Raw genomic sequence first — 22555 nt, 5'->3', positions numbered from 1 at the left:
TCGCCCACAGATGGGTGACAAACTCGAGGCGACGTTCTGTCTGCTCTCTTTCGAGGCGCTATCCTCACCTGACCGTACCCCGACCATGCGTGCACTGCTGCCCAACATGCTCAACACCAACGGAAGGCTGGAAACGGGGGTACGAACGTGCCAAAGAACGGCGAGCCACGACCCCGTGAACGCTTCGCAATGACGAACCGCATTCGAGGTGACGCGGAAAGCTAGCCACCGAAGCGACCGGCTTTCACAGCCGATCGAGGGGTCACTCCTCGTCCTCGATCTCGCTGCCATCAGTCACGGGTTCGACGGTGAACGCTTCCCCGTCAGAAGGCGTCTCACCTTGGAGATCGCTGTTCTCGAGTTCCTCCGATTCGTATGCGTACAGCGATTCTCCATCAACCACGTAGTACTCACCAGCCGATTCGTCCTCGAGCACGCGCCGATCACAATCGATCGCCACGTCCACCAGGTCCTCGAGCGTCGACACCTCGATCCGCGGCCGATCCCGAACCTCGTCGGGCAGCGAGCCGCGAGAGATCCACTCGTCGAATTCCTTGCGCTCGTACTCGCTTCGAAGGCGCTCGAGTTCGACCTCGGAGGGCGCGAGCCGCTCGCTGTGTCTCGCCGCGACGATCGCACCGAGTCCGCCCAGTGATCCCAGGAGTACCACCAGCGGGAGAATCAGCCCGAGGCCGCCGGCGGAGGCAGTCGTGACCTCGCTGCCGGTCTCGGTCTGCTGACCCCCGTCTCGGTCGCTCTCAGTGGCGCTGACAGTGTAGGTCGAGCCGTCGGGCTCGAGCGCCAACTCGTACTGCTCGGTTCGCTCGACGGACTCGCCGTCGACCGTCCCCTGCAGCGCCACGGTCGCGACGACGACCGTTTCGATCGAGCCCGGCGAGCCGCCGAGGCTCTCCTCGATGCGTTCGCTCTCGTTGACCGTCGCGGGAACGTCGACCGCAAAGTCGGTCGTCACCTCCTCGCCGGGTGCGAGGCCCTCGGCTGACGTCTCCGCGATCGTCTCGTTGACCACCCAGTACTCCTGTTCGTCGTCGGCAGAGCGGATCACCCGCTCGAGTTCGACGTTGGCGGTCACGTCGCCGGCGTCGGCGTCGTACCGGTAGGTGAACGTCCCCTCGAGTTCGGGCGTCACGTCGGTGAAGTAGACCGACCGATCGGAGAGTTCCGTGCCGACGGGATACACCTCGTTCTCCGACGTGACTTCCGCACTGTGGTCGAAGCTGCCGGTCGTCGACCACGACTCGGTCGTGTCTCGATTCATCTCCTCAGCGGGGCCGGCAAGCGACGTGTACGCCCCCCAGCCGCCGACCAGCGCCACCGCGAGCAACACCACGACGACGAGGGTGTACCACTCGGCGAGCGCGGCTCGCGCCCGGACGAGTAACCGATCGCTGTTCACTGTCGATACCTCCCCAGAGTCGAACGTCTCCTGTGCATAGCTATCACTTCAAGAATCCGTCAGTCGAATCCGATCGCCGCCGCGACCGGGTTCTGATCGTGCCGGTGCCCGCGAGGAGCGCGACCGGCAGGACGAACAGCCCGGTGACGACGGTCGCCACGCTGGTCATCGCCACCCATGGATGGATCGCGTGCAATCGAGCGATTACTGGCGGCGGCAGCACCGCGAAGTACCGGCGTTCGGTGTACGAGCGCAGGTAGTAGCCCGTCTCCGGCGGTGCGGTCAGCGCGACGGTCGCGTTGACGCGCTCGCCGTGGGTGAGCACCCGCGGGTCGTCGTCGATCTCGATGCCGTCGCTAGCCGGTTCCGTGATGCTCACGACCGGCAACACGCCGCCGTTTCGCAGTTCGGTCGTGTGTGTCTTCGTGTCGCCTGCGGGGACGACGTCGGGCCGCTCGGAGTCGAACTCGGCGCTCACGAGGCCGATCTCGACCGAGCCCGACATCGCGACCATCGTCGCCAGCGCGACCACGAAGACGAGTGCCCCCATCCCGACGACGAGTCGCCGAGCATCGAACGCGTCTCTACGCGTGCGTGCTCGAGCGCGCTCGCGGTCGGGCGTTCCACGCCCATCGAACACAGCCGATAGGACGATGACGACCAGCCCGAACCCGAGCAGGAGATACGAGAGTCCCTGACTGCCGGCCAGCGCTCGGACGCCGAGCGTCGACGCGAGCCACCACTGGGCCGACTCGAGTCCGCCCTGGATGGCCATCGCGGCTGTCCCGAGGTGGGGAATCGTCACGACCTCGCCGTGTATCTGCCAGGCTTTCGCGACGATCTGCCCGTCGGTGACGTGGGGTTCGCCGCCGTCTTGATCGGTGAACGGATTCGCATCCCCCCGCGTCACGTAGCCGTGATCGGTTTTCTCGACGACTCGATGGGTCGTCAGCCCGCCGCCCTCGATCTCCTGTGCATCGTAGACGACGACGTCCCCTTCTTCGACGGGACCGGCGACGGCGGTCGGAACGGCGACGAAGCCGTCGCCGGCGTCGATCGTCGGCTCCATGCTACCGGTTTCGACGTAGCCGAGCCCGAGTGGCACACCGAGGACGTGTCCGAACACCAACAGACCGACGAGGACGACGACACCGATCGTTGCCACTCGTCGAAGCACTGTCCCATCGCCTGCTCCCGTTTCTGACATCGTCTTCTAGCCCTCGCTGACGCGACGACGTATCGACGAGATACGGTGCACGTCGTTTCACCGGACATGAGTGTCCGGTTTTGCTATGGGCTGGTTTCCACCACTGCAGCCACCGTTTGTCAGCGAAAAACGTCGGATTAGAACGCCTCTATCTACCGTCGTCGAGCCCATATCTGTCTCGAATGACAGTTCATTTCAGTTATATCAGTTTGAATCGGTTCAGGGATGGTCGTGCCGGAACCAGAGCAACGGTCCTCGAGGTCGTTGTCGGTGTCGAGATCTATAGCTTCCAATTAATTAACAGACTAACCGGTAACAGGGTCGGTGGGGGATGATGGGGTGACGACGCTTTCGAAACGAGACGAATCGCGGACGGACGAACTGACACGTGACGAGATATTCACGATGCTGAGCAACCGTCGACGGCGGTGGGTGCTCCACTATCTCAAGCAGACCGAGGAACAACGCGTCGACCTGCGGTCGCTCGTTGACTCGATTTCAGCCTGGGAGTACGATATCCCAGCCGACGAGCTGCCCTGGAAGAAGCGAAAGCGCGTCTACACTGCGCTCCGGCAGTCGCACCTGCCGAAACTCGACGAGGCCGGCGCGATCGAGTACGACCAGTCCCGCGGCGTCGTCGAACTGACCGACGAGGCGGCGGCACTCCAGATGTACCTCGAGTACGTCCCCGCACAGGACATCCCGTGGAGCCACGTCTACCTCGGGCTGACCGTCGTCGGGCTGGCACTGACTGTGCTCGCCCGGTATGCGATCTTCCCGTTCGTCAACCTCGGCGGCACGGCACTCGCGGCGATCTTCGTTGCGATGTTCGGCGTTACCGCGGTCGTGCACACGAGCTACGCGCATCGCAATCGGATCGGACGGGGTGACCCGCCGCGATGACGTCGCGACTCGGGCTCGCGATGGTCGGCCTCGCGCTCGTCTCGCTTCTCGTCTCGAGCGGCGGCGTGAGTTCGGTTGCGGTCGAACGACCGGTCGAGGTGGCGATCGCCGACGACGAGTCGGAGCAGTCGGTGGCGTTCAACAGCACGCAGAACGGGTCGGTCGTGACGGTGACGAACCGTCTTCCGGAACCACTCTCGGTCGAGGCGGCAACCGTTGCCGACTCAGGAGCCAACGACCAGGCATCGAACGTGACGGTTGACCCGCCCGACGACGCTGTCGGAGCTGACGAGACCGGCTCGATCGATGTGAGTGGTGCATCGTGTAACGCTACGGCTTCCGTGCCGATCGAAATCAGGGCCACGACGGGATCGACGACGATCGAAACGACCGTCAACGCGTGCAACGAGTCATAGCTATTCACCGAGTGGTTCACACCCGTTTGTAGCGCCTGATCAGTCTGTCGCTCGAGAATAACCGAAATCGGAATGTTAAGGGCAGCGGTCTCCCACTAGCCGACAATGACATGGCTCCGCGCGATCCTCGCTGCCGGTCTCTCGGTGATCTTGCCCGGTGCGGGTCACGTCCTCGCTCGTGACTGGCTTCGCGCTGCCGTTTTTGCTGGTCTGTTCCTCGCTGCGAGTGCCTTCTTGCTCCCGATCGAGCAACTCGCAGCCGCCCAACCGGCGAGTTACGACGAAGCCATCGCACAGGCGACCGCCATGGCCGAGGACACCGATCCGATGGCACAGTTTTCCCTCTCGTTTATTGCCCTGTTTGCCGCGATCGACGCGACCTTTCGGGCACTCGGCTATCCGTCCGGCGGCGACGAGAACGCGGACGGGACGACCTGTCCCCACTGTGGGAAAGACGTCGATCCGGACCTCGAGTTCTGTCACTGGTGTACGACGCGACTCGAGCCCGACGCCCCTGACCCGGAGAAAGACAGTTGAGGCGAACGGCCCCGACGGGCCGAACCGTTACTTCTCGATAATACTCTCGTCGACGGCCTCGCCGAAGTGGCGGGCCGTGTCCTCGTAGTACAGCATGATCTCGTCACCGGCTTCGAGATCAGTCACGGCTTTGCGCCCCTCTTTGGCGGCGACTTTGATCGTCTCGGCGTTCTGGAGCAGCGTTTCCACCCGGTCGCCGCTTTCGGTCTCGAGAGCGACCCGGAACATCGGTCGCTGTTCGATCTTGACGCGACCGACGATGGCCTCGCGGGTGTTGCCGTCAGTGTCGACGACCTGTACCTCGTCGCCGCTTTGCAGTCCTGCGAGGTATTTGGTCCCGCCGTCGGGTGTGCGGATGTAGGCGTGAACCGCACCTGCGTTGACTCGGAAGGGACGTGAGGCGACGTACGGCGATTCGGCCGTTTCGGCGTGGACGAACACCAGCCCGCGACTCATCGAGCCGACGAGCATCCCCTCGTCGTGCTCGAGCAGGTTTCCGGTATCGACACAGACCCGGTCGGCGCTGCCGGCCCGTTCGACGTCGAGCACTTCGGCGTACTCCAGATCGAGACTCTCGCGGGCGGCCTCGTCGCGGACCTCGACGGTCTTGCGGATCTCGTCGGGATCGTCCGAGTCGAGCAAGACGGCGTCGGAGCCGATCTCGAGGGTCTCGAAGGCCGTTTTGGCTTCCTCGGCGCTGGTGACGCCCGCGACGAGGTCTGTCTCCTCGCCGATACGGGCGATCAGGTTCTCGAGGGGAATGATCGTCCAGTCCTCGCCGACGACGATCGTGTGGTCGGCTTCCTCGGCGGCGGTCTCGGCGAAGTGTTCGTACTCCTTGCTGAGGATACGGACGTACGCGCCTCGCTCGAAGTCGCCGTCGCGGCGCAGCGTCGAGAGGTCCGCCGAACCGGAGAAGTCCTCCGGCAGGTCGATCGTCGCGTCGCCTTCGCCCTCTTTCCCGACGATGATGGCGTCGGCCTGTGTGGGCGGCTCGTCGTCGCTCTCGGCGTCGTCGATGTCGTCGACCAGCGTCACGTCGCCGTCGGTCCGGAACGCTGCGACGTTGATGTCGCCGAGTTCGCGGACACGCTCGACGTCGTCCTCGTCGACCAGTACCCAGTCTGCACCCGCCTCGAGCGCGGCGGTGATTCGCGCTCGGCGGTCGTCCCAGTCACCGACGGCGTCGTCGGCTTTTACCCAGACAGTTCGCGTCATAAATCGACCCTCGAAGGGAACCGGCTTGAACGTGGCGAATCGGGCAGCGATGACGAGGCCGCAGGATCTATCCGAGCGCCACAGGCAGCCACCCTGTCACAGCCGACCCCACGAACGCTGCTCGTGGGAGTGCTGTGTGGACTCGAGTCGAACCCCATCCGACCAATCGGCGCGTTTCAGCCACCCAGGCAAACTACCGTCGGGTTGGACTTTCGAGGGTGTCTAGCTAGTGATTCCAACGACAGCTAGTCCAGTTCGTCGGCGAAACGTTGAGAACGTCCGCGCTCATACAGTAGCATAGATGGCAGCCTACGACGCGGTCTATTTCGACCTCGACAGCACGCTTTGTGAGCCGACGCAGGACGCCACGGAGTTGCTCGAGGCGACGTTCGACCGGGCCGGCCACGAGCAGTTCTGTACGCCAGCAGAGCTGCGAGCGGCGGTTCCGGACCTGCCGACCGCCGAGACGGACCGCGAGTTCTACGAACACCTCTTCGCGGAAGTCGCAGACCGATCCGGCGTCGAAACGGAGATCGCGCCGACACTCGCCTCTGAGTATCTCGAGGTTCGGGATCCAACCGCTGTCGAGTTCCGTCCCGGCGCACGAACCGCCCTCGAGTACGCCCGTGACCGGGCCCACGTCGGACTGATCACGAACGGCGGTCGACCGACACAGACCCAGAAGCTCCGGACGCTGGGTATCGAGGACGCCTTCGACGTGCGGGTGTTTACCGAACCGAGCGCGGGCATCGCTCCCAAACCGAGCGCGGCACCGTTCGAACGCGCACTGACCGAACTCGCGGTCACGCCGGACGCGGCGATTCACGTCGGCGACTCGCTCCATGCCGACATCGCGGGCGCGAACGCGATGGGACTCGACTCGGCCTGGCTCGACCTCGGTCGCGACGAACCCAGCGAGCACGTGCCGACCTACGAACTCGCGTCGCTCGAGACACTCGAGACGATCGTCTAAGCCACCGGAGACAGAGCCGTTTTCGGGGTTCCGTTATTCGTCGGGCAAGAGATCAGTGTGGACCAGCGCACGGTACTGGGTATCGGTTCCCGCCTCGAGCCGTTTGAGCAGCGCCGCCGCCTCGGAGAAGGTTTCGGGGAGTTCGAACGGATCCTCGCCGTCCTCGTCACGTTGCTTGCAGAACTTGACGAACGCCAGCAGGTTCTCGTAGGCACCCACGCGGGCGTAGACGACGCCGATGTCCTGGTCGACTGCGTCCTGCCAGGTGGCGAGTATGGGTTCGACTGCCTGCCGGGGGCTGGACAACTGCTCGGCCAACTCCTCGGCGTTGACCTCTCCCTCGCCGATCATTCCGTCGAAGACTGACTGGAGGTCGTCGCTGGTGTCCGCAAGCGGCGGCGCGTCCGCTTCAGCTGCGACCAGTTCGGCGAACGCCTCGAGTTCGTCGCGCCGGATCGCGACGGGATAGACGAAGTCGTGTGTCTCCTTCGGAAGCGTGTACGATTGCCCTTCGATGCCCTGTTCCCCGGGGCGTGTCTTCCCCAGCATCTGCTCGAGTATTCCCATACCAGAAACAGGTGTCGTGAGGCGAATAAGTGTTCCGCGGTCAACTCGATACGTCTTCGAAGACGGTCGTTCTTCGGCGAGACACTGTGATCGGACGGTGAAAGCCATCTGCTCCCCCACCCAGCGGATGGGCTGTCGAGACGCTGTCGCTGTCGAGGATCGAAGCGGGCTGACTTGCGCCGTCGTGCTACCAGTCGTCGCCGAGCGCCGCTTTCGCGCCGCCGTAGCCGCTCGCGGTCGTCCACGTCCGACCGCTTTCGGTGTGTTCGACCTCGTAGGTCCCGCCGCAGGCCCCACAGCGGTACTGGTCGGGTAATTTCACTGGCTTCGATGCCCGATAGCGCTTTGCGCGCCAGTCACAGCTACCCGCGAGACAGCGGAGCATGTATCGTGGCTCCGCGAACGCAGCGCAGTAACGCGGTGCCTCGAGCGTCGCCGCTCGTTCGCGAAACCGGTCGCTGTGACCGGAGTCGCCGAACTGCTGGAACTCCCACGCATGAACGAGTTCGTGGCGGACGACGGCCGCGAACGTGGGCCAGTCATACCGCTCGTAGGCCCGCCGAGCGAGGACGATCGTCGCCACCTCCCGATCCGGCTGCCACCGACATGCCCCGGCCCGGCGGCGCGCTCGCGCCGAGACGGTCCACTCGAGGGCCGACAGGTCGACCGCGAGTTCGTGTTCGTCGCGTACCTCGCGGGCGTGAATCCGCGCGCGGGCGATGATCTCATCGTCGAGCGTGTTAGTCTCCCCGTCTGTCACGAACTCGAGAAGGGTGACTGGTTCCGAAATTCTTCCGGTGGGTCGACCACCGCGGACGGTCGATGACCCAGCCGCCGAAGTATTAGTAATATAGTTACATAATTTTGTTAAGGTTGCTAGCCTATACGGCATTTAATAGCAGTTGAATTAATAAGATGGACGCACCGAGTTCGACTCACAATGAGCCCCAACGAGTCGGCGCACGCCCACGACGACTCACACGACGGCCACGAGCACGGCCACAGCGGGCATGGACACGGTCACGGTGACGAGTCGACGAGTAGCCGCAAACTCGCCGCCGTCTCACTGATCAACGTCGTCGGCTTTTTCGTCGAACTCACCGGCGGGCTGGCGTTCGGATCGGTCGCACTCATCAGCGACGCCGTCCACATGCTGTTCGACGCGCTCGCATACGTGATGGCCTTCGCCGCCGCCTACGTCGCCGAAGGCTACGGCAACGGTGATCGCTGGTCGTACGGCCTCCACCGCCTCGAGCCGTTCGCCGCCTTTCTGAATGGCCTCCTCCTCCTGCCGATGATCGCGTTCATCCTCTGGGAGTCCTATCAGCGATTCCTCGAGCCGATCGCGATCGGGACCGGGCCGACGATCGCCATCGCTGTTGGCGGATTGCTGGTCAACGTCGGCTCCGTCTACGTCCTCCACGGCGACGCGATGAGCCTCAACGAGAGGGGCGCGTTCTATCATCTGCTAGGCGACGCCGGCGGTTCGGTCGCCGTCATCGTCTCCGTGCTGGCGATCGAGCTGACCGGGATCCGCATCATCGATCCGATCACGGCAGCGCTGATCGCCGTCGTCGTGGCCTGGTCGGCAGCCACCGTGTTGCGCGGCAGCGGGGAAATCTTCTTCCTCAAGATGCCACTCGAGAGCGACGAAATCCGGTCGCATATCCGCGATCTCGAGGGCGTCACCGCGGTCGACGACTTCCACGCTTGGCAGATCTGCAGCCAGATCACGGTCGCGACGGTTCACGTCGAAACGGACGTCGAGACGATGATCGACGCCGAGTCGGTCACACGCCGGGTCCACGACGAACTCGCCGGCTATGGCGTCGACCACGCTACTGTCGAACTCTCGCCGCGCTACGACGATCGCGACGTACATCTGGATACGCACTGTCACTAAGCGGTCCGGTGGTTCGAGCCGATAGCGCGTTTCGGGCGAGCAGCCACCCGGGCCTTTATTATCTCGAACCGGGTCGATAGTTCATGAACACTGACACCACCTCGTCCGCACGGAACCTCGCGGATGCGATCCGACGCGGCGAGCGGTCCTCGCTGGCAGTCGTCGAGACCCTCCTCGAGCGGATCGAGGCGACCGACGCGTTGAACGCTTACGTGACGGTCATCGCGGACGCAGCCCGAGAACGTGCCCGCGAGGCCGACCGTGCAGCGGCAACTGGTGAGGATCTCGGCCCACTGCATGGGGTCCCGATCGCGATCAAGGATCTCCGGGATCGGAAGGCAGGCGTCCGGAACACGATGGGGCTGGCGCCGTTGTCGGACCACGTCGCCAGCACTGACTCGATCACCGTCGAGCGACTCGAGGCAGCCGGCGCGGTGATCGTCGGCACCACCAACACGCCGGCGCTCGCCCACACGATCAAGACCGACAACCGCCTCGTCGGACCGACGGCGACGCCGTTCGATCTCGAACGATCCGCCGGCGGCTCCTCCGGTGGCTCCGCGGCGGCGGTCGCGGCGGGTCTCGCGACGTTCGCCACCGGCTCGGACATCGGCGGCTCTCTTCGAGTGCCGGCTTCGTGCTGTAACGTCGTTGGCCTCAAACCCACCTTTGGACGCGTGCCGACCGATTCGCGGCTCGATGCTTTCGGGACGCATACACCGTTCATGGTCGGTGGCCCGATCGCCCGCTCGACCGAGGACATCGCGCTCGCGTTCGATATCCTCTCGGGACAGGACGACCGCGATCCGCTCAGCGTGCCCGACGGCGACGACGTGCTCCCGGCGACGGGTCGACCGGCGGACGATCTCTCCGTCGGCTATAGCCCACATCTGGACTTACAGCCCGTCGATCCGACCGTCCGTGCGATCGTCGGCGATGCCGTCGACGACCTCGCGGCTGCGGGAACGACTGTCGACCACGTCGGCGTTTCGCTGCCGGACTACGAACCCCTGCGATCGGCGTACTACACGCAGGTCGGCGGCTACTTCGCCGCGCTTGCGGCCCGGATCGAAAAACGGTTCGGGATCGACCTCGAGACCGCCGATGTCGAAGAAACCCTTCTGTCGACGGTCGCGCTGGCCGACGACACGAGTGCGGTGGAGGAACGGCTCGCGAACGGCCCCCGGGCGCAGGCCTACGACGCGATCGAAGAGGCGCTGGCCGGCCACGACGCGCTCGTGACGCCGACGCTGACGGTGCCGCCGTACGGCAAACGGCTAGCCGATCGGTATCCGACGACGATCGACGGACAGGCAGTCGACGGCATCCCGACCGATGCGATGCTCACTTGGGTGTTCAATCTGACCGGTCATCCGGTCGCGTCGGTTCCCGCGGGGCTCACCGACGACGGGCTGCCGGTCGGCCTGCAGATCGTCGGTCGACGGTACGCGGAAGCGGACGTGCTCGCGGTTGCTGGGGCTCTCGAGCGGGTCCGGCCATGGACCGGCCACTATCCGGATAGCTGAAAACTGATCTGAGAAATCAAGCGGAGAACGGGTCGTTCATACGGTATTCTGTCAGTCATTTCTGGCGCATCTGCAACTCGTCATGCGGATACGCCGGTAACCAGTGACAGCAGACCGTATCAGGCCTCGAGCGTGAGTCCTGCTTCGGCCAGTGCATCCTCAGTCGAGAGATCGTCGTGGACGACGCCGGCGACCGCGCGGGCGATCGCTTCGGGGTCGTCGTGCTGGAAGATCGACCGGCCCATCGAGACACCGGCACCGCCGGCGTCCATCACGCCGCGGACCATTTCGATGGTCTCGCGGTCGGTTCCTTTCGAGCCGCCGGCGATGACGACCGGGAGCCGGGTCGACTCGACGACGTGCTGGAAGCTGTCGGCGTCGCCGCTGTAGCCCGTTTTGACGATATCAGCGCCGAGTTCTTCGGCGAGTCGGACCGCGTGGCCGAGCGCTTCGGGGTCCTCGGAGTCGACGCCCGGGCCGCGGGCGTAGGCCATCGCAAGCACTGGCATCCCGAACCGCTGGGCCTGCTCGGTGACCTCCGAGAGCTGGCTGATTTGGTCGGGTTCGTGGTCCGAACCGACGTTGATGTGGAAGGAAACGGCGTCGGCACCGACCCGGACGGCCTCCTCTACGGTCCCGGTCATCCGCTTGTCCTGCTCGTCGGGGCCGATCGTCGTCGAGCCGTTGAGGTGGACGATGTAGCCCTGGCCGTTTTTGTTGTCGTGGACGCGCGGTGCGATCCCTTTCTGGGTGAGGACTGCGTCCGCGCCGCCGCTGGTGACACCGTCGATGGTCGCCTCGATGTCTTTCAGCCCCTGGACGGCACCCATCGTGATGCCGTGGTCCATTGGGATGATTACGTACGATCCGTCTGTCCCGATCCGTTCGAGTCGTGCGTCAATTCCTGTGGTCATTGCGGGAGTGTAGCAAGCTTGCAGTTATGGCTGTTCTGGTTCTGGTGCGTCTTCGTGATCGACCGTGGCGTCGTCCGCGCCACGGCGGGCACCCCGCTTGAGTTCGCGGGCCTTGGCCTCGAGCGCGTCGACTGCCGCGTCTGGCTCGTCGCTCGAGGCGATCAGATCGATGAGTGCGCTGCCGACGATGACGCCGTCAGCGCCGGCCTCGATGATCTCGGCGGCGTGGTCACCCTCGCTGACGCCGAAGCCGACCGCCTTGGGCACGTCGTACTCCGAGAGCCGCGCGAGGCTGTCGTGGGTCGCCCCCGAGACGTTCGCGCGCGCACCAGTCGTCCCGAGCCGTGCCTGCACGTAGGCAAAGCCCGAGACCTGGGACATGATCGTCTCGAGGCGCTCGCCTTCGGTCGTCGGCGCGACGATGAAGACGAGATCGAGCCCGTTGTCGTCACAGGCCGCACGGAGCGGCTCTGACTCCTCGGCGGGCAGGTCGGGAACGATGATCCCCGAGAGGCCGGCCTCGGCGGCGCGTTCGACAAAGGGTCGAACGTCGGGTTCCGAGCCGTACTGGAGGATCATGTTGTAGTAGGTCATCACCAGCAGCGGGGCCTCGGTCTCTATATCGTCGACTAGCTCGAAAAAGGCCTGCGGGGTCGTCCCGGCCTCGAGCGCGCGGTTGATCGCAGCCTGGATCGTCGGCCCCTCGGCGATCGGCTCCGAAAACGGCAGGCCGAGTTCGATCAGATCCGCTCCGCCACGATCGAGCGCTTCGACGTACTCCTTGGTGGCCGCAAGCGATGGATCACCCGCGGTAATGTAGGTGATCAGGGCGGGGTGGTTTTCGCGGATGGCAGCCTCGATGTCGCTGTCGTACTGTCGATCGTTGCTCACTGGTCGAACACCTCCACTTCAGGTGCGGCCGCGAGATCGCGTTTCTCCGTCTCCTCGAGCACCGTCTCTAAGTCCTTGTCCCCGCGACCGGAGACGTTGACGACGACGAGGTCGCCGAGGTCTTCATGGGCTTCTTCGAGGTAGCCGAGCGCGTGACTGGACTCGAGTGCCGGAATGATCCCCTCGAGCCGGGAGAGCCGGTGGAAGCCGTTGAGTGCGACTTCGTCGTCGACGCTCGCGGGCGTGACGCGGCCCGTCTCGACGAGATGGGACAGTTCCGGGCCGACGCCGGCGTAGTCCAGTCCCGCGCTGACGCTGTGAGACTCCATGATCTGGCCCTCCCGACTCTGGAGGAGCTTCGTCATCGCGCCGTGGAGGACGCCGTCGGTGCCCGTCGACAGCGTCGCGGAGTTGGGCGCGACGCCTTCGGCTTCGTCGATCTCGAGGCTCGAGCCGCCGGCCTCGACGGCGTAGAGGTTGACCTCCTCGTCGGGGACGAACGCGTGGAAGGTGCCCATCGTGTTCGAGCCGCCGCCGGCGCAGGCGACGACGCTGTCGGGCAGCCGGCCCGCCTGCTCTTGGACCTGTTTCCGGGCTTCCGTGCCGATGACCGACTGGAAGTCACGGACCATCTGCGGGAACGGGTGGGGACCAACGACCGAGCCGATCACGTAGTGGGTCCGTTCGACGGTGGTCGCCCAGTCGCGCATCGTCTCATTGATCGCCTCCTTTAAGGTGCCGCTGCCGGCGTCGACCGGGTTCACCTCGGCTCCGTTCATCCGCATCCGGTAGACGTTGGGGCGCTGGCGGTTGACGTCGGTTCGGCCCATGTAGATCTCACAGGGCATGTCGAGGTGGGCCGCGGCCATCGCCGTCGCGGTACCGTGCTGGCCCGCGCCGGTCTCGGCGATGATCCGTTCTTTGCCCATGTATTTCGCGAGTAAGACTTGGCCGAGCGCGTTATTGAGTTTGTGAGCTCCGCCGTGGACGAGGTCCTCACGCTTGAGGTAGATCTCGCGGTCGTAGCGCTCGCTCAGCCGGTCCGCACGCTGGAGCGGCGTCGGTCGCCCGCCGAACGCGCGCATCCGCTCGTGGAACTCGTCCATGAAGCCGTCCTCGTTCTCGAGGACGTAGCGTTCGTAGGCATCCTCGAGTTCCTGGACGGCTGGCATCAGCGCCTCGGGGACGTACTGGCCGCCGTACTCGCCGAACGTTCCCGTTCGACCGCTCTCTCCGTCGCGTTCGCGTTCCGTACTCATATCTAACAGTCTCCGTCGTGATCGCTCATGTCGTCTCCGTCTCGATTGCTTGATTCCACTTCTACCAGTCGCCGCGTGTTTTCGGTCACGTCGCTGTCGCCCGCGCCGTGGTCCATGATGGCGCTGCCGACGAGCAACGCGTCGGCGCCCGCCTCGCGCATCCGTCGGACGTCTGCCGGCGACGAAATCCCGCTCTCGGCGATCAGTGTCACGTCAGCCGGTACCTCGGGCGCGACGGACTCGAAGGTTTCGAGGTCGACCTCGAGTCGCCCAAGATCGCGGTTGTTCACGCCGATGATTTCGGCCCCCGCTTCAAGCGCGGTCTCGAGTTCGTCGCGGTCGTGCACTTCGACCAGCGGCTGAAAGCCGCGCTCGCGGGCGGCGACAATGAGTCCCTCGAGATCGTCGACGAACCGCGCGATCAAAAGCAGGAGGTCAGCCTCGACGACGTCCATCCCGGCTTCGTCGAGGACGAAATCCTTGCGCAAGACGGGGACGTCGACTGCCTCCCGAATCTGTGCCAGTGCTTCGGGCGAGCCGCCGAAGTGAGTCGGCTCCGTCAGCACCGAGAGCGCCGTCGCGCCGCCGTCGACCATCGACTGGGCCAGTTCGACTGGATCGTCGTCTCGCGTCCCATCGGCTGTCGGACTCGTCGGTTTTACCTCCGCGATCACTGGGACTCGCCCCGCGGCCTCGGCGTCGGCCAGCGCGTCGGGAAACGAGCGTGCGTCGACATCGACGCCCTTACCACCCGACCGCTCCCGAGCCGCCTCGAGAATCGACTGCACCGCGGGAGCGAGTTCCGTATCGGAGTTCATTATTGTACATCGACGTACTCATATGTACATAAGACTTGCGCCATCGTGACGCGATTCGGTCTTCCCGAGCGATAGCTGACAGTCTACAAAGTGATCTGAGCGACCGAACGAGACCATCGAAATCAACGCAAAGACCGCTTTCGAGTCGACGCTGCTGTCAGTAGCAAAGGACCGTCTCTGGCGCGGTGCGGTTACCGAAGCTGATACGTGTCGTTCTCGTCGTCTAACTCGTCGAGGAGGATCTCCTCGTCGTCGTCCTCGTCCTCGAGTCGGTCCTGTAGCTCGTTGACGTAGCCTTTGTACTCGTCGAGTTGTTCTCGGAGGTGCTCGGCCTCGAGTTCCAGCCGCTCGTGTTCGCGGATGAATCGCTTTGGCACTTCGACGGTCGGCGGGAACGAGACGTCGTCCTCGCTCGCGCAGTTCTCGAGGTCGGCTTCGGGGACGACTTCGACCTGGCCGTCGTGTTCGACGAGCTGGTCGACGTAGTCCCGAAAGACCGCAGATAACGAGATGTCGCGTTCGGCGGCGATTTCCTGCAGCGCCTCGAACGCGTCCTCGTTGACCCGAAACGAGATGGTCTTGTTCTTGTTCCCCATCGATGTCCCTAGTCGTCGTTCACGACACTTAACCATTTGTCAGACGGCGGAAAACAGGGCGACTCGAGTCCGCTGGTGGCCGTGTCAGATCGTCGCTTCTGCGTCGTCGTTTTCGACGGTCTCTAAGCTCTCGAGTGCCTGGATCACGTCGTTGCGGTAGTTGACGACGGGCGAGTCGTACTGCTCGTGGGCCATCTGGGCGTACTCGTTGGTTGGTGCGGTGGAGGCACTTTCGGGTGCCTCCTGTTCGCTTTCCCACTCCTCGAAGGCTTCGATGCGATCGAGCGTGCGCTCGGCCGTTTCGACGACCCAGCGGTCGCGTGTCTCGTCATCCACAACAGCGATCGATTCGGGCCGCAGGGAGACGTTGATGGTGCCGTCGTCGGTCTCGTAGGTCCGGGGTTTGCCGACGATGGAGACGTAGGCCGGCGGTTCCGTCTCCCGCAGGACCGAGGCGGCCTCGGGCTGGTACTGCCCGGCGTAGACGAAGAACGTCCCGGTCGGGTCGACGACCCGACCCCGCCAGTACTCGCTTTCGTCGCCGACGTCTTCGGTCTCGGTCAGGGTCCCGGCGACGAACACGCGGTTGGCGCGGTCGCCCGTCGGGAGCAACGCGTAGTTGGGCGCGCGCTCGTCGTCGCTCTCTTTGAAGGCGTACGTCGAATCGTTGAATTCCGAGGCGAAGACGCGGCGGGCGACTTCGCGGGTGAGTTCAGATTGGCTCATATTACATCGACCTCGCTTTGATCAGCAGTTCCTCGGGATCCGCTGGCCCGCCGAGTTCCTCGACATCGTCGGCCAGGACGTACCGACCGAACGTCGGCCCCTCGATGCGGTAGTAGATGCCGACGATGTCCTCGCGGATCTCGTCGGCGACGATGGTCGTATCGAGGGCGTCCATCGCCATCTCTTTCGCCTCTTCTAAGCTCAGCCCGGTCAGCTCCTCGGTAGCGTCCTTGTCGAAGATGACCTCGTGGGCGTCGATGCCGTCGTCGACGACGGCCTTGATCCGGAGGTCGAACTCGCCTTCGACCTCTCCGTGTTCGTTACAGCGACCGTTCTGGAGGACGCGGGTACAGTCCTCTTCCGGGCAGCGCTTGATGAGACCGCTGCCGCGTTGCATGTCGACCAGTGCGCCTTCGATCTCGCTGGTGTCGTTGCCGACTTCGAGGTCCTCGTCGAGTTCCTCGATCACCGTCGTCGAGTTGAGTTTGACCGAGTACCGGCCCTGGTACTCGTCGGTGACGACGTTGCGAAGTTCGTAGACGCCGCCTTCCTCGAGCGCCGGGAGCTCCGATTTCGCCCACTTGGTGAACTTGATCGTCCCCGTCGGATCGCCCAGCAGTCCGACCTGTGCGACCGAGTCACTGCGCGGGTCCCAGAGTTCGATAACCTTCGCGGTGAGATCGATCCACTCCTCGGGTTCGTCGACGTCCTCGATGTTCGCCGCCTCGCTGTCGCCGCCAGAGATGTCCTCGCGCTCCAAGCCGGCTTCCTCGAGGTAGTGATTCGTCACGCTCCGGCGTGCCTCGTCGATCGGGACTTTGTACTCGTCGACGAGCGTCGTCAGGCGTTCCTCGACGTCCTCGATGTCGACGTCTATGTGGTCCGAAAACTGCGCATGTATGTCGTCCGCGTGCTGTCGTACGTCGCTCATAGTGTCTCGCCTCCTCTTTGGTTTCACTGGGAGGCATACCGCTGTTCGCGCCCCATAGTATTTAAAGTGAGGGGAGCGGACTGAAAGTGATCCGTAGCGAAAGAAACCGCTAGCAGGCGTCGAGGGATGGGTTCGGCCTCCCGCTCACTGGTGCCCGTCAGACCGATACCGCTCGGCGACTGCGAGTGCGGCCTCGAGCGCGTCGCCGATCGTCTCCCTACCGTCATCATTGACGACGACCAGCGGCGGGCGGACCTCGTCGGATGGGATAACGTCGCGTTCGGCCAGTGCCGTCTTCGTCGCCGGGGCGAAATCGTGAGTCGTACACGCGTCGAACAGCGGCGCGATCGCGTCGCACTGGAGCTGTCGGCCTCGGTCGTCCTCGGCCCGCTCGAACGCCTCACGCAGGACCTCGGGAACGACGTTCGACAGCGCGTTGATCCCGCCGTCGGCACCCATTCGTAGCGCGGGCACCAGCAATGCGTCGTACCCCTGCAGACACAGAAAGTCGTCGGGCGTCCCCTCGAGCACCGAGAGGAAGTATTCGAGGTCGCCGCTCGAGTCTTTGATGCCGACGACTCCATCGCGTTCTGCGACGGTGGCGACGGTCTCGGGTTCGATGCGCTGGCCCGTACACTGCGGAATGTTGTACAGGAGTACGGGAAGCGACGCCTCGTCGATGACGGCCTCGAAGAACCGCTGGTTGCCCTCGGGGGCGTTCGCTGTCGTGAAATACGGTGCGACGATCGCGGCGGCGTCGGCCCCCGCGTCGGCAGCGCGGTCGATCGCCGTGACCGTCTCGCCGACGCTCGTCGCGCCGGCTCCGACGATGACCGGCACCGCGGCGTGGTCGACGGTCGTTTCGACGACGCGGCGGTGCTCGTCGGCTGTCAGGCTCGGGTACTCACCGGTCGTCCCACAGGGGAAGACGGCGTCGATACCGCCGTCCTGTAGGTGTTCGAGCACATCGATGAGTGCCGCGTCGTCGATCGATCCGTCGTCGAACGGCGTCACCATCGGACAGGTAATACCCCGAAGTGCGTTGTGGAGTGCCATGTCTGTGTGCGATGTTAGACCACGCCAAAACCGTTGTTATCGGCAGCCCACGGTCGAGGCCCGCTGCGTTGAGCCGTCCGACAGTATATGTGTCCGGCAGTCGAACGGACGCATATGGCGGATCGGCGTCGGCTCGAGCGACTCGTTCGCTCGACGCTGCAGGGTGCAGGTGAGCAGTTCGAGGAGCTTCGCAGATCGACCGACGAACAACTCGAGGAGGCCCGCGAGGCCTACGAGATGGCGAAAAACGTCCGTCAGTTGCCGACTGATGAGGCTGGACGGGCGAAGATCGTCTGTCGGCGCTACGCCGAACAGCGAGCGGCGAAGCTCGACGACGAGTACCGACCGGCCTGTTACGAGGCGGGCCATCCCGACTGCGAGGGGTGTGCAGAGGATGTCCGCAACGGTCGGATCGAGACCTGGTAACCTGTCGGGTCGTCCCGCAGGACGTGTCTCAGCGAGTTTGCAGCGCAGTCAAGCGACGCTGCGGGCGCGAATGTGACGAAAGCGACAGAAAACGAGTGCCTGTCTAGCCGGCTGGTTCTACTTCGGTGTCACCGTTTGGCGGCCACAGCGCCCAGACGAGGACTGCGAGGACGAGTGCACCGCTGAGTGCAACCGTTCCCCCGACGGACAGCTTGATGCCGAACCACGAGAGCACCGTTCGCAACTCGACGATCAGTGGCGTCAGGAACGCCATGATGACGAGAAGTCCCCCCTTCGAGATCCGCATATTAGGGCATCACCCCACGGACGGACTCGAGGACGAGGCTCGGGTCGGCCACGACGCCGGGCTTCCAGGGGTCGATGCCGGGACCGAACAGGCCGCCGGCGTCGATGATGCTCGCAAGCGGGAGCGAGTACGCGATGATCACGAGGACGACGGCGATCGAGGTCCAGAGCTTGAGGTTATCGATGATAGCCGGCGAGTCCTCGGGCCCCGAGAGCGTGCCGGCGTAGGTGTTGTCCGGGATTGCATCGCTGGTGGAACCACCGATGGTGGTCAGGACCATGTTCGTGATGAACAGGTACACCGAGAGGGTCAGCAACGCCGCGCCCAGAGCGACCTGTGCGTCGATCTCAGCGACGGTCCCGACGGCGGGCTCGAAGTTGAAGCCCTGATACTGCGGCTCGGCGGTCCGGCGGGGCATCCCGAACAGTCCGGCGCGGTGCATGGCGTTCGACATGAAGGTCATGCCGATGAACCACAGCACGACCTGGACCAGCCCGAGCGAGCGGTTCCAGATCTCCTTACCGGTCAGCTGCGGCATGAACCAGTAGGACGCTGCCATGAAGGTCAGCGCGACGGCGGTGCCGACGGTGAGGTGGAAGTGCCCGACGACCCACCAGGAGTTGTGGACGAGGTAGTTGATGTTCAGGCCAGCGTTGATCATGCCGGAGAAGCCACCCGCGGCGAACATCAGTCCTGCAAGCGCCATCCCGGTAAACGCCGGGTCGCGCCATGGAAGCGCCTTGAGCCAGCTGAGATAGCCGTCACCGCCACGCTGGCGTGCACCGTGTTCCATGCTGGCGACGACGGTGAACGCCGTCAGCAGGCTCGGCAGCAGGAGGAACATCGTGTTCGTCATCGCAATGAACTTGAATCCTTCCGCGATGCCGGGGTCCAGATACTGGTGGTGGATCCCGACCGGCGTCGACAGGATCAGGAACAGCACGAAGACGACGCGTGCGAGCGGGTCACTGAACAGCTTCCCACCGGCGAGCTTCGGCAGCATGACGTACCACAGCATGTACGCCGGCATCAGCCAGAAGTACACGACGGGGTGGCCGAAGAACCAGAACAGCGTCCGAGTGAGTAGCGGGTTCACGGAGTCGATGATCCCAAGCGACCACGGGAGCAGGAACGCGAGGATCGAGATGGCGACACCGATCGAGCTGAGATACCAGAACAGCATCGTCGTCAACGCCATGAACGTCGGCAGCGGGATCCGTTCGTCGGGATTCTCTTTCTTCCATGCCCACCACGTTCGGAACCAATCGAGGCCGGCGAGCCAGGAGCCGACGACGAACAGGACTAAGCCCACGTAAAACGCCGGATGGGCTTGGAACGGCGAATAGAACGTGTAGAGGACGTCGGCGTTCATCGGGATCTGCTCGACGACGCCGCCGAGGATCGAGATGCCGACCAGTAGTGTTCCAAGCATCATCATGGCGTACCAGCCCCAGGTAAAGCGGATGTCTTCGACACCGCGATCGAGGCTGGTCGTTACTGCCCAGGTGAAGATGCCCACGAGGAAGAAAATCGTGAACGTAAGCACCAGCAAGACGCCGTGGGCCGTCAGGACGGTGTAGTAGTCCGGCGGGTTGATAAACCGCAAGACGTTCGTTCGGTGCAGCCCCTGAATGAGCCCAAGCGTCCCGCCGATCGTCAGCGCGAGGAAGGAACTCCAGAGGATGGATCTGATGACGCGTGCTTCGTCGGGGAACTGGTCAACGTAGGCGTTACGCATCGCCATCACCCCCTTCGGTTGCGCTGGTAACGGTGAGCGTGTCGCCGTCCTCGTAGCCGTCGACGGTCACCGTCCAATCGTGGTCGCCCGTGCCGAGGTCGGCGGTGTCGACCTCGAACGCGACGGCTTCACTGCCGTGGCCGGGCACAGTAACGTCTTGTTCGACCGTCTGATCGCCGATCTCGAGAGTGGCGGTCGTCTCGAGGTCGTAGTTCATGCCGTTGCTCACGGTCGCGTTGATCGTCGTCTCGTTGCCGAGCTGGGCCTCGTCGGGGGCCTCGGTATCGACCTCGGTCAGATCGAACTCGTCTTCGGGAACGACGTTCAGTTTACCTTCCATCGTGTGGTGATACTCGCCGCAGTACTCGTTACAGAGAATGCCGTACTCGCCGGGTTCGTCGAACTCGACGGTCATCTGTGAGACCTGTCCGGGGACGACCATCGTGTTCACGTTGGTCCCGACGACGGTGAAGCTGTGTGTCACGTCTCGACTCGTCACGTGGAAATTCACGGTGCTGTTTGCTGGCACCGTAATCTCACCTGGTGTGTACGACCATGCCTGAGCGACAACGCTGACGTTGTACTCGTTGCCACTGACGTGTGTGACGCCAGGGTCACTGAATCGCTCGTCGTCGTTGATCGTATCCGGGTCGATGGTGCCCCCATCGTCGTCGATCATCGCGATACCGGGGCCGACTGCCCCGTACGTGATCGTCGCGATGAAACCGACGATTAACACCATCGCGATGGCCAGCCAGGCCTTTTCGTAGGTGTGTATGTTCATGCGAGCCCCACCACCGTCAACAGTACCCCAGTGACGGTCGGCCCGTTACCCAGGAACTCAACGAAGTACATGAATATCCACAATGCCACCAGTATGAGAAAGTAGATCCCGACCAGGATCGCTGTTCCGATCGGGTCGTACTCGTCGTGACCGAGCTCACGAATCTGCTCGGTCTCATCAGTGGGATGCTTCCCATCCACCCCTTTTTCGATAGCCGAACTCATACGAAGTGGTTGGGAAAGGGGATGACTTACTGCCAGCCATCATTCCCGGCCACTGGGAACGGGTTAGGGAATTAAGCTACCGACCGTCAAAGGAGTGTGTATGAGCCTCGAGACACTCCAACCCCGGCACGCAGCAGCTGTCGGGTTGCTTGCGTTAATCCCGCTGATCGTCTATGGTATCATGGCACATGTGACGCATTCGGCACTTGCCGGTGGCGTCAGCGCGCTCAACACGTGCCTCATCTACGGCGCGCTGTACCTTGCTATGTCGCCGGTCGAGACGTCCCACGGCCACCACGGTGACGGCAGCGGCACTCTCGGCTAACTCCACCCGTTCAGATGACGCTCGTTTCATCCGCATCGAGCCCGCTTCCGACTGCTTTGCCTCTCGAGTCCGGCGTCCACTCGCTGGTCGTGCCGCTGATGGGCGCGTCGGTGCCGTCGGGCCCCGGTCTCGAGCGTGTCAACCTGCTCGTCCTCTTTATTGTCGGCTTACTGGCCGGCGCACACTGTCTGGGCATGTGTGGGCCACTCGTGACGGCCTACGCCGACCGGATCGGTGCGGCAAGCGGCAAGCGCCGTGACGATACGCTTACTGGCTACGAGGTGCGCCAGCACGCGCTGTTCAACCTCGGTCGGACTGTCAGCTACGCCGCAGTCGGCGGGTTGTTCGGCCTGCTCGGGGCGATTACGATCGCCTCGAGCGAGGCCGTCGCCGCGATCGGCGACAGCGTCAGAGGCGCGACGGGGATCCTCGTCGGAATCGCGATCGTCACGAGCGGCCTGTACTATCTCCGGGGACAAACTGCCGTCCCCGGCCACGGGCTGCCGATCATTGGGACGGTCTTCCGGCGACTCTCCGACCTCCTCTCGAGTCGGATCGACCGTTACGCGACGTCGCCGGGGATCGTCGCACTCGGCGCAGTCCACGGTCTCATGCCGTGTCCGATCATTTATCCGGCATACCTCTATGCGTTCGCGCTCGGCTCACCGACGCGCGGGGCGCTCTCGCTCGCCGCTCTTGGGTTGGGGACGATTCCGACGCTGTTTGCCTACGGGACCGTTCTGAACACGATCGGACCCGACACGCGCGTACGACTCCACCGTGGACTGGGGGCTGCGTTCGTCGTGCTCGGCTACATTCCCCTCTCACACGGGCTGATGCTGTACGGCATCCATCTGCCACACGTCCCGCTCCCGTACATCAACCTGTTCTAA

Annotated in this window: 26 protein-coding genes; 9 read left to right on the top strand and 17 right to left on the bottom strand. The window is 64.0% G+C overall.

Going from position 1 to position 22555, the window contains the following annotated elements:
- Positions 1-262: 262 nt before the first annotated feature.
- Both ACERI1_RS04655 and ACERI1_RS04650 read right to left on the bottom strand, forming a co-directional pair.
- Positions 263-1417, bottom strand: a complete 1155-nt coding sequence (locus ACERI1_RS04655; protein ID WP_373616911.1) for a DUF5305 domain-containing protein — start codon at positions 1415-1417, stop codon at positions 263-265.
- Between the two features lie 43 nt (positions 1418-1460).
- Complete coding sequence (locus ACERI1_RS04650) at positions 1461-2624, bottom strand: signal peptidase I (protein WP_373616910.1); 1164 nt, start codon at positions 2622-2624, stop codon at positions 1461-1463.
- A gap of 324 nt (positions 2625-2948) precedes the next feature.
- Here ACERI1_RS04650 and ACERI1_RS04645 point away from each other — a divergent pair, with 324 nt between their 5' ends.
- From ACERI1_RS04645 to ACERI1_RS04635, 3 genes are all read left to right on the top strand, one after another.
- Positions 2949-3527: a hypothetical protein gene (locus tag ACERI1_RS04645; protein ID WP_373616909.1), complete on the top strand. Its 579-nt coding sequence runs from the start codon at positions 2949-2951 to the stop codon at positions 3525-3527.
- Positions 3524-3943, top strand: coding sequence for a hypothetical protein (locus ACERI1_RS04640; RefSeq protein WP_373616908.1), 420 nt, complete (start codon positions 3524-3526; stop codon positions 3941-3943). Before ACERI1_RS04645 ends, ACERI1_RS04640 begins: the two co-directional genes overlap by 4 nt.
- 105 nt (positions 3944-4048) lie before the next feature.
- Entirely contained in the window at positions 4049-4480 is a 432-nt protein-coding gene (locus tag ACERI1_RS04635) for a zinc ribbon domain-containing protein (protein ID WP_373616907.1), read from the top strand.
- A gap of 27 nt (positions 4481-4507) precedes the next feature.
- On the opposite strand, the gene ACERI1_RS04630 is transcribed toward ACERI1_RS04635, so the two are convergent.
- Entirely contained in the window at positions 4508-5698 is a 1191-nt protein-coding gene (locus ACERI1_RS04630; RefSeq protein WP_373616906.1) for a 3-dehydroquinate synthase II, read from the bottom strand.
- Between the two features lie 301 nt (positions 5699-5999).
- On the opposite strand from ACERI1_RS04630, the gene ACERI1_RS04625 reads away from it, so the two are divergent.
- On the top strand, positions 6000-6671 hold the full coding sequence (locus ACERI1_RS04625; RefSeq protein WP_373616905.1) for an HAD family hydrolase: 672 nt from the start codon (positions 6000-6002) through the stop codon (positions 6669-6671).
- Positions 6672-6704: 33 nt separating this feature from the next.
- Here ACERI1_RS04625 and ACERI1_RS04620 read toward each other — a convergent pair whose 3' ends face one another.
- On the bottom strand, positions 6705-7238 hold the full coding sequence (locus tag ACERI1_RS04620; protein WP_373616904.1) for a hypothetical protein: 534 nt from the start codon (positions 7236-7238) through the stop codon (positions 6705-6707).
- Between the two features lie 187 nt (positions 7239-7425).
- A complete protein-coding gene (locus ACERI1_RS04615) occupies positions 7426-7998 on the bottom strand; it encodes a SprT-like domain-containing protein (RefSeq protein ID WP_373616903.1) in 573 nt (190 codons plus the stop codon).
- A gap of 180 nt (positions 7999-8178) precedes the next feature.
- Here ACERI1_RS04615 and ACERI1_RS04610 point away from each other — a divergent pair, with 180 nt between their 5' ends.
- Together ACERI1_RS04610 and ACERI1_RS04605 are read left to right on the top strand one after the other, a co-directional pair.
- Positions 8179-9141 carry a cation diffusion facilitator family transporter gene (locus tag ACERI1_RS04610; RefSeq protein ID WP_373616902.1) on the top strand — a complete coding sequence of 321 codons (963 nt, stop codon included), beginning with the start codon at positions 8179-8181 and terminating at the stop codon, positions 9139-9141.
- A gap of 83 nt (positions 9142-9224) precedes the next feature.
- Positions 9225-10667 carry an amidase gene (locus ACERI1_RS04605; protein WP_373616901.1) on the top strand — a complete coding sequence of 481 codons (1443 nt, stop codon included), beginning with the start codon at positions 9225-9227 and terminating at the stop codon, positions 10665-10667.
- 119 nt (positions 10668-10786) lie between these two features.
- Here ACERI1_RS04605 and ACERI1_RS04600 read toward each other — a convergent pair whose 3' ends face one another.
- From ACERI1_RS04600 to ACERI1_RS04565, 8 genes are all read right to left on the bottom strand, one after another.
- Complete coding sequence (locus ACERI1_RS04600) at positions 10787-11581, bottom strand: 2-amino-3,7-dideoxy-D-threo-hept-6-ulosonate synthase (RefSeq protein WP_373616900.1); 795 nt, start codon at positions 11579-11581, stop codon at positions 10787-10789.
- A 24-nt stretch (positions 11582-11605) separates the two neighbouring features.
- Positions 11606-12472, bottom strand: a complete 867-nt coding sequence (trpA, locus tag ACERI1_RS04595) for a tryptophan synthase subunit alpha (protein WP_373616899.1) — start codon at positions 12470-12472, stop codon at positions 11606-11608.
- Positions 12469-13731: a tryptophan synthase subunit beta gene (trpB, locus tag ACERI1_RS04590; RefSeq protein WP_373616898.1), complete on the bottom strand. Its 1263-nt coding sequence runs from the start codon at positions 13729-13731 to the stop codon at positions 12469-12471. The genes trpA and trpB overlap by 4 nt, the downstream gene beginning before the upstream one ends.
- 2 nt (positions 13732-13733) lie before the next feature.
- Entirely contained in the window at positions 13734-14549 is an 816-nt protein-coding gene (trpC, locus tag ACERI1_RS04585) for an indole-3-glycerol phosphate synthase (protein WP_373616897.1), read from the bottom strand.
- Positions 14550-14740: 191 nt separating this feature from the next.
- Positions 14741-15145, bottom strand: coding sequence for a ribbon-helix-helix protein, CopG family (locus tag ACERI1_RS04580; protein ID WP_373616896.1), 405 nt, complete (start codon positions 15143-15145; stop codon positions 14741-14743).
- An 84-nt stretch (positions 15146-15229) separates the two neighbouring features.
- Complete coding sequence (locus ACERI1_RS04575; protein ID WP_373616894.1) at positions 15230-15871, bottom strand: RPA family protein; 642 nt, start codon at positions 15869-15871, stop codon at positions 15230-15232.
- Between the two features lies 1 nt (position 15872).
- On the bottom strand, positions 15873-16802 hold the full coding sequence (locus tag ACERI1_RS04570) for a replication factor A (protein WP_373616892.1): 930 nt from the start codon (positions 16800-16802) through the stop codon (positions 15873-15875).
- Between the two features lie 144 nt (positions 16803-16946).
- Complete coding sequence (locus ACERI1_RS04565) at positions 16947-17858, bottom strand: dihydrodipicolinate synthase family protein (protein ID WP_373616890.1); 912 nt, start codon at positions 17856-17858, stop codon at positions 16947-16949.
- A 114-nt stretch (positions 17859-17972) separates the two neighbouring features.
- On the opposite strand from ACERI1_RS04565, the gene ACERI1_RS04560 reads away from it, so the two are divergent.
- Positions 17973-18284: a hypothetical protein gene (locus ACERI1_RS04560; RefSeq protein WP_373616889.1), complete on the top strand. Its 312-nt coding sequence runs from the start codon at positions 17973-17975 to the stop codon at positions 18282-18284.
- A 103-nt stretch (positions 18285-18387) separates the two neighbouring features.
- On the opposite strand, the gene ACERI1_RS04555 is transcribed toward ACERI1_RS04560, so the two are convergent.
- From ACERI1_RS04555 to ACERI1_RS04540, 4 genes are read right to left on the bottom strand one after another with little or no spacing between them, the layout of a single operon-like run.
- On the bottom strand, positions 18388-18591 hold the full coding sequence (locus tag ACERI1_RS04555; protein WP_373616888.1) for a CbaC protein: 204 nt from the start codon (positions 18589-18591) through the stop codon (positions 18388-18390).
- Position 18592: 1 nt separating this feature from the next.
- Positions 18593-20335 (bottom strand): b(o/a)3-type cytochrome-c oxidase subunit 1, encoded by a 1743-nt coding sequence (locus ACERI1_RS04550; protein WP_373616887.1) that lies wholly within the window; start codon positions 20333-20335, stop codon positions 18593-18595.
- The gene (locus tag ACERI1_RS04545) at positions 20322-21113 is read right to left on the bottom strand and encodes a cupredoxin domain-containing protein (RefSeq protein ID WP_373616886.1); all 792 of its coding nucleotides are present in this window, start codon (positions 21111-21113) and stop codon (positions 20322-20324) included. Before ACERI1_RS04545 ends, ACERI1_RS04550 begins: the two co-directional genes overlap by 14 nt.
- Entirely contained in the window at positions 21110-21337 is a 228-nt protein-coding gene (locus ACERI1_RS04540) for a hypothetical protein (RefSeq protein WP_373616885.1), read from the bottom strand. Before ACERI1_RS04540 ends, ACERI1_RS04545 begins: the two co-directional genes overlap by 4 nt.
- Before the next feature lie 100 nt (positions 21338-21437).
- On the opposite strand from ACERI1_RS04540, the gene ACERI1_RS04535 reads away from it, so the two are divergent.
- Both ACERI1_RS04535 and ACERI1_RS04530 read left to right on the top strand, forming a co-directional pair.
- Positions 21438-21662: a cytochrome-ba3 oxidase subunit gene (locus tag ACERI1_RS04535; RefSeq protein WP_373616884.1), complete on the top strand. Its 225-nt coding sequence runs from the start codon at positions 21438-21440 to the stop codon at positions 21660-21662.
- Positions 21663-21676: 14 nt separating this feature from the next.
- Entirely contained in the window at positions 21677-22555 is an 879-nt protein-coding gene (locus tag ACERI1_RS04530; protein ID WP_373616883.1) for a sulfite exporter TauE/SafE family protein, read from the top strand.

Source organism: Natrinema sp. HArc-T2 (genome assembly GCF_041821085.1).
Taxonomy (GTDB): domain Archaea; phylum Halobacteriota; class Halobacteria; order Halobacteriales; family Natrialbaceae; genus Natrinema.
Note: the sequence above shows the minus strand (reverse complement) of the source record. Positions and strands in the feature narration are given on the sequence as shown.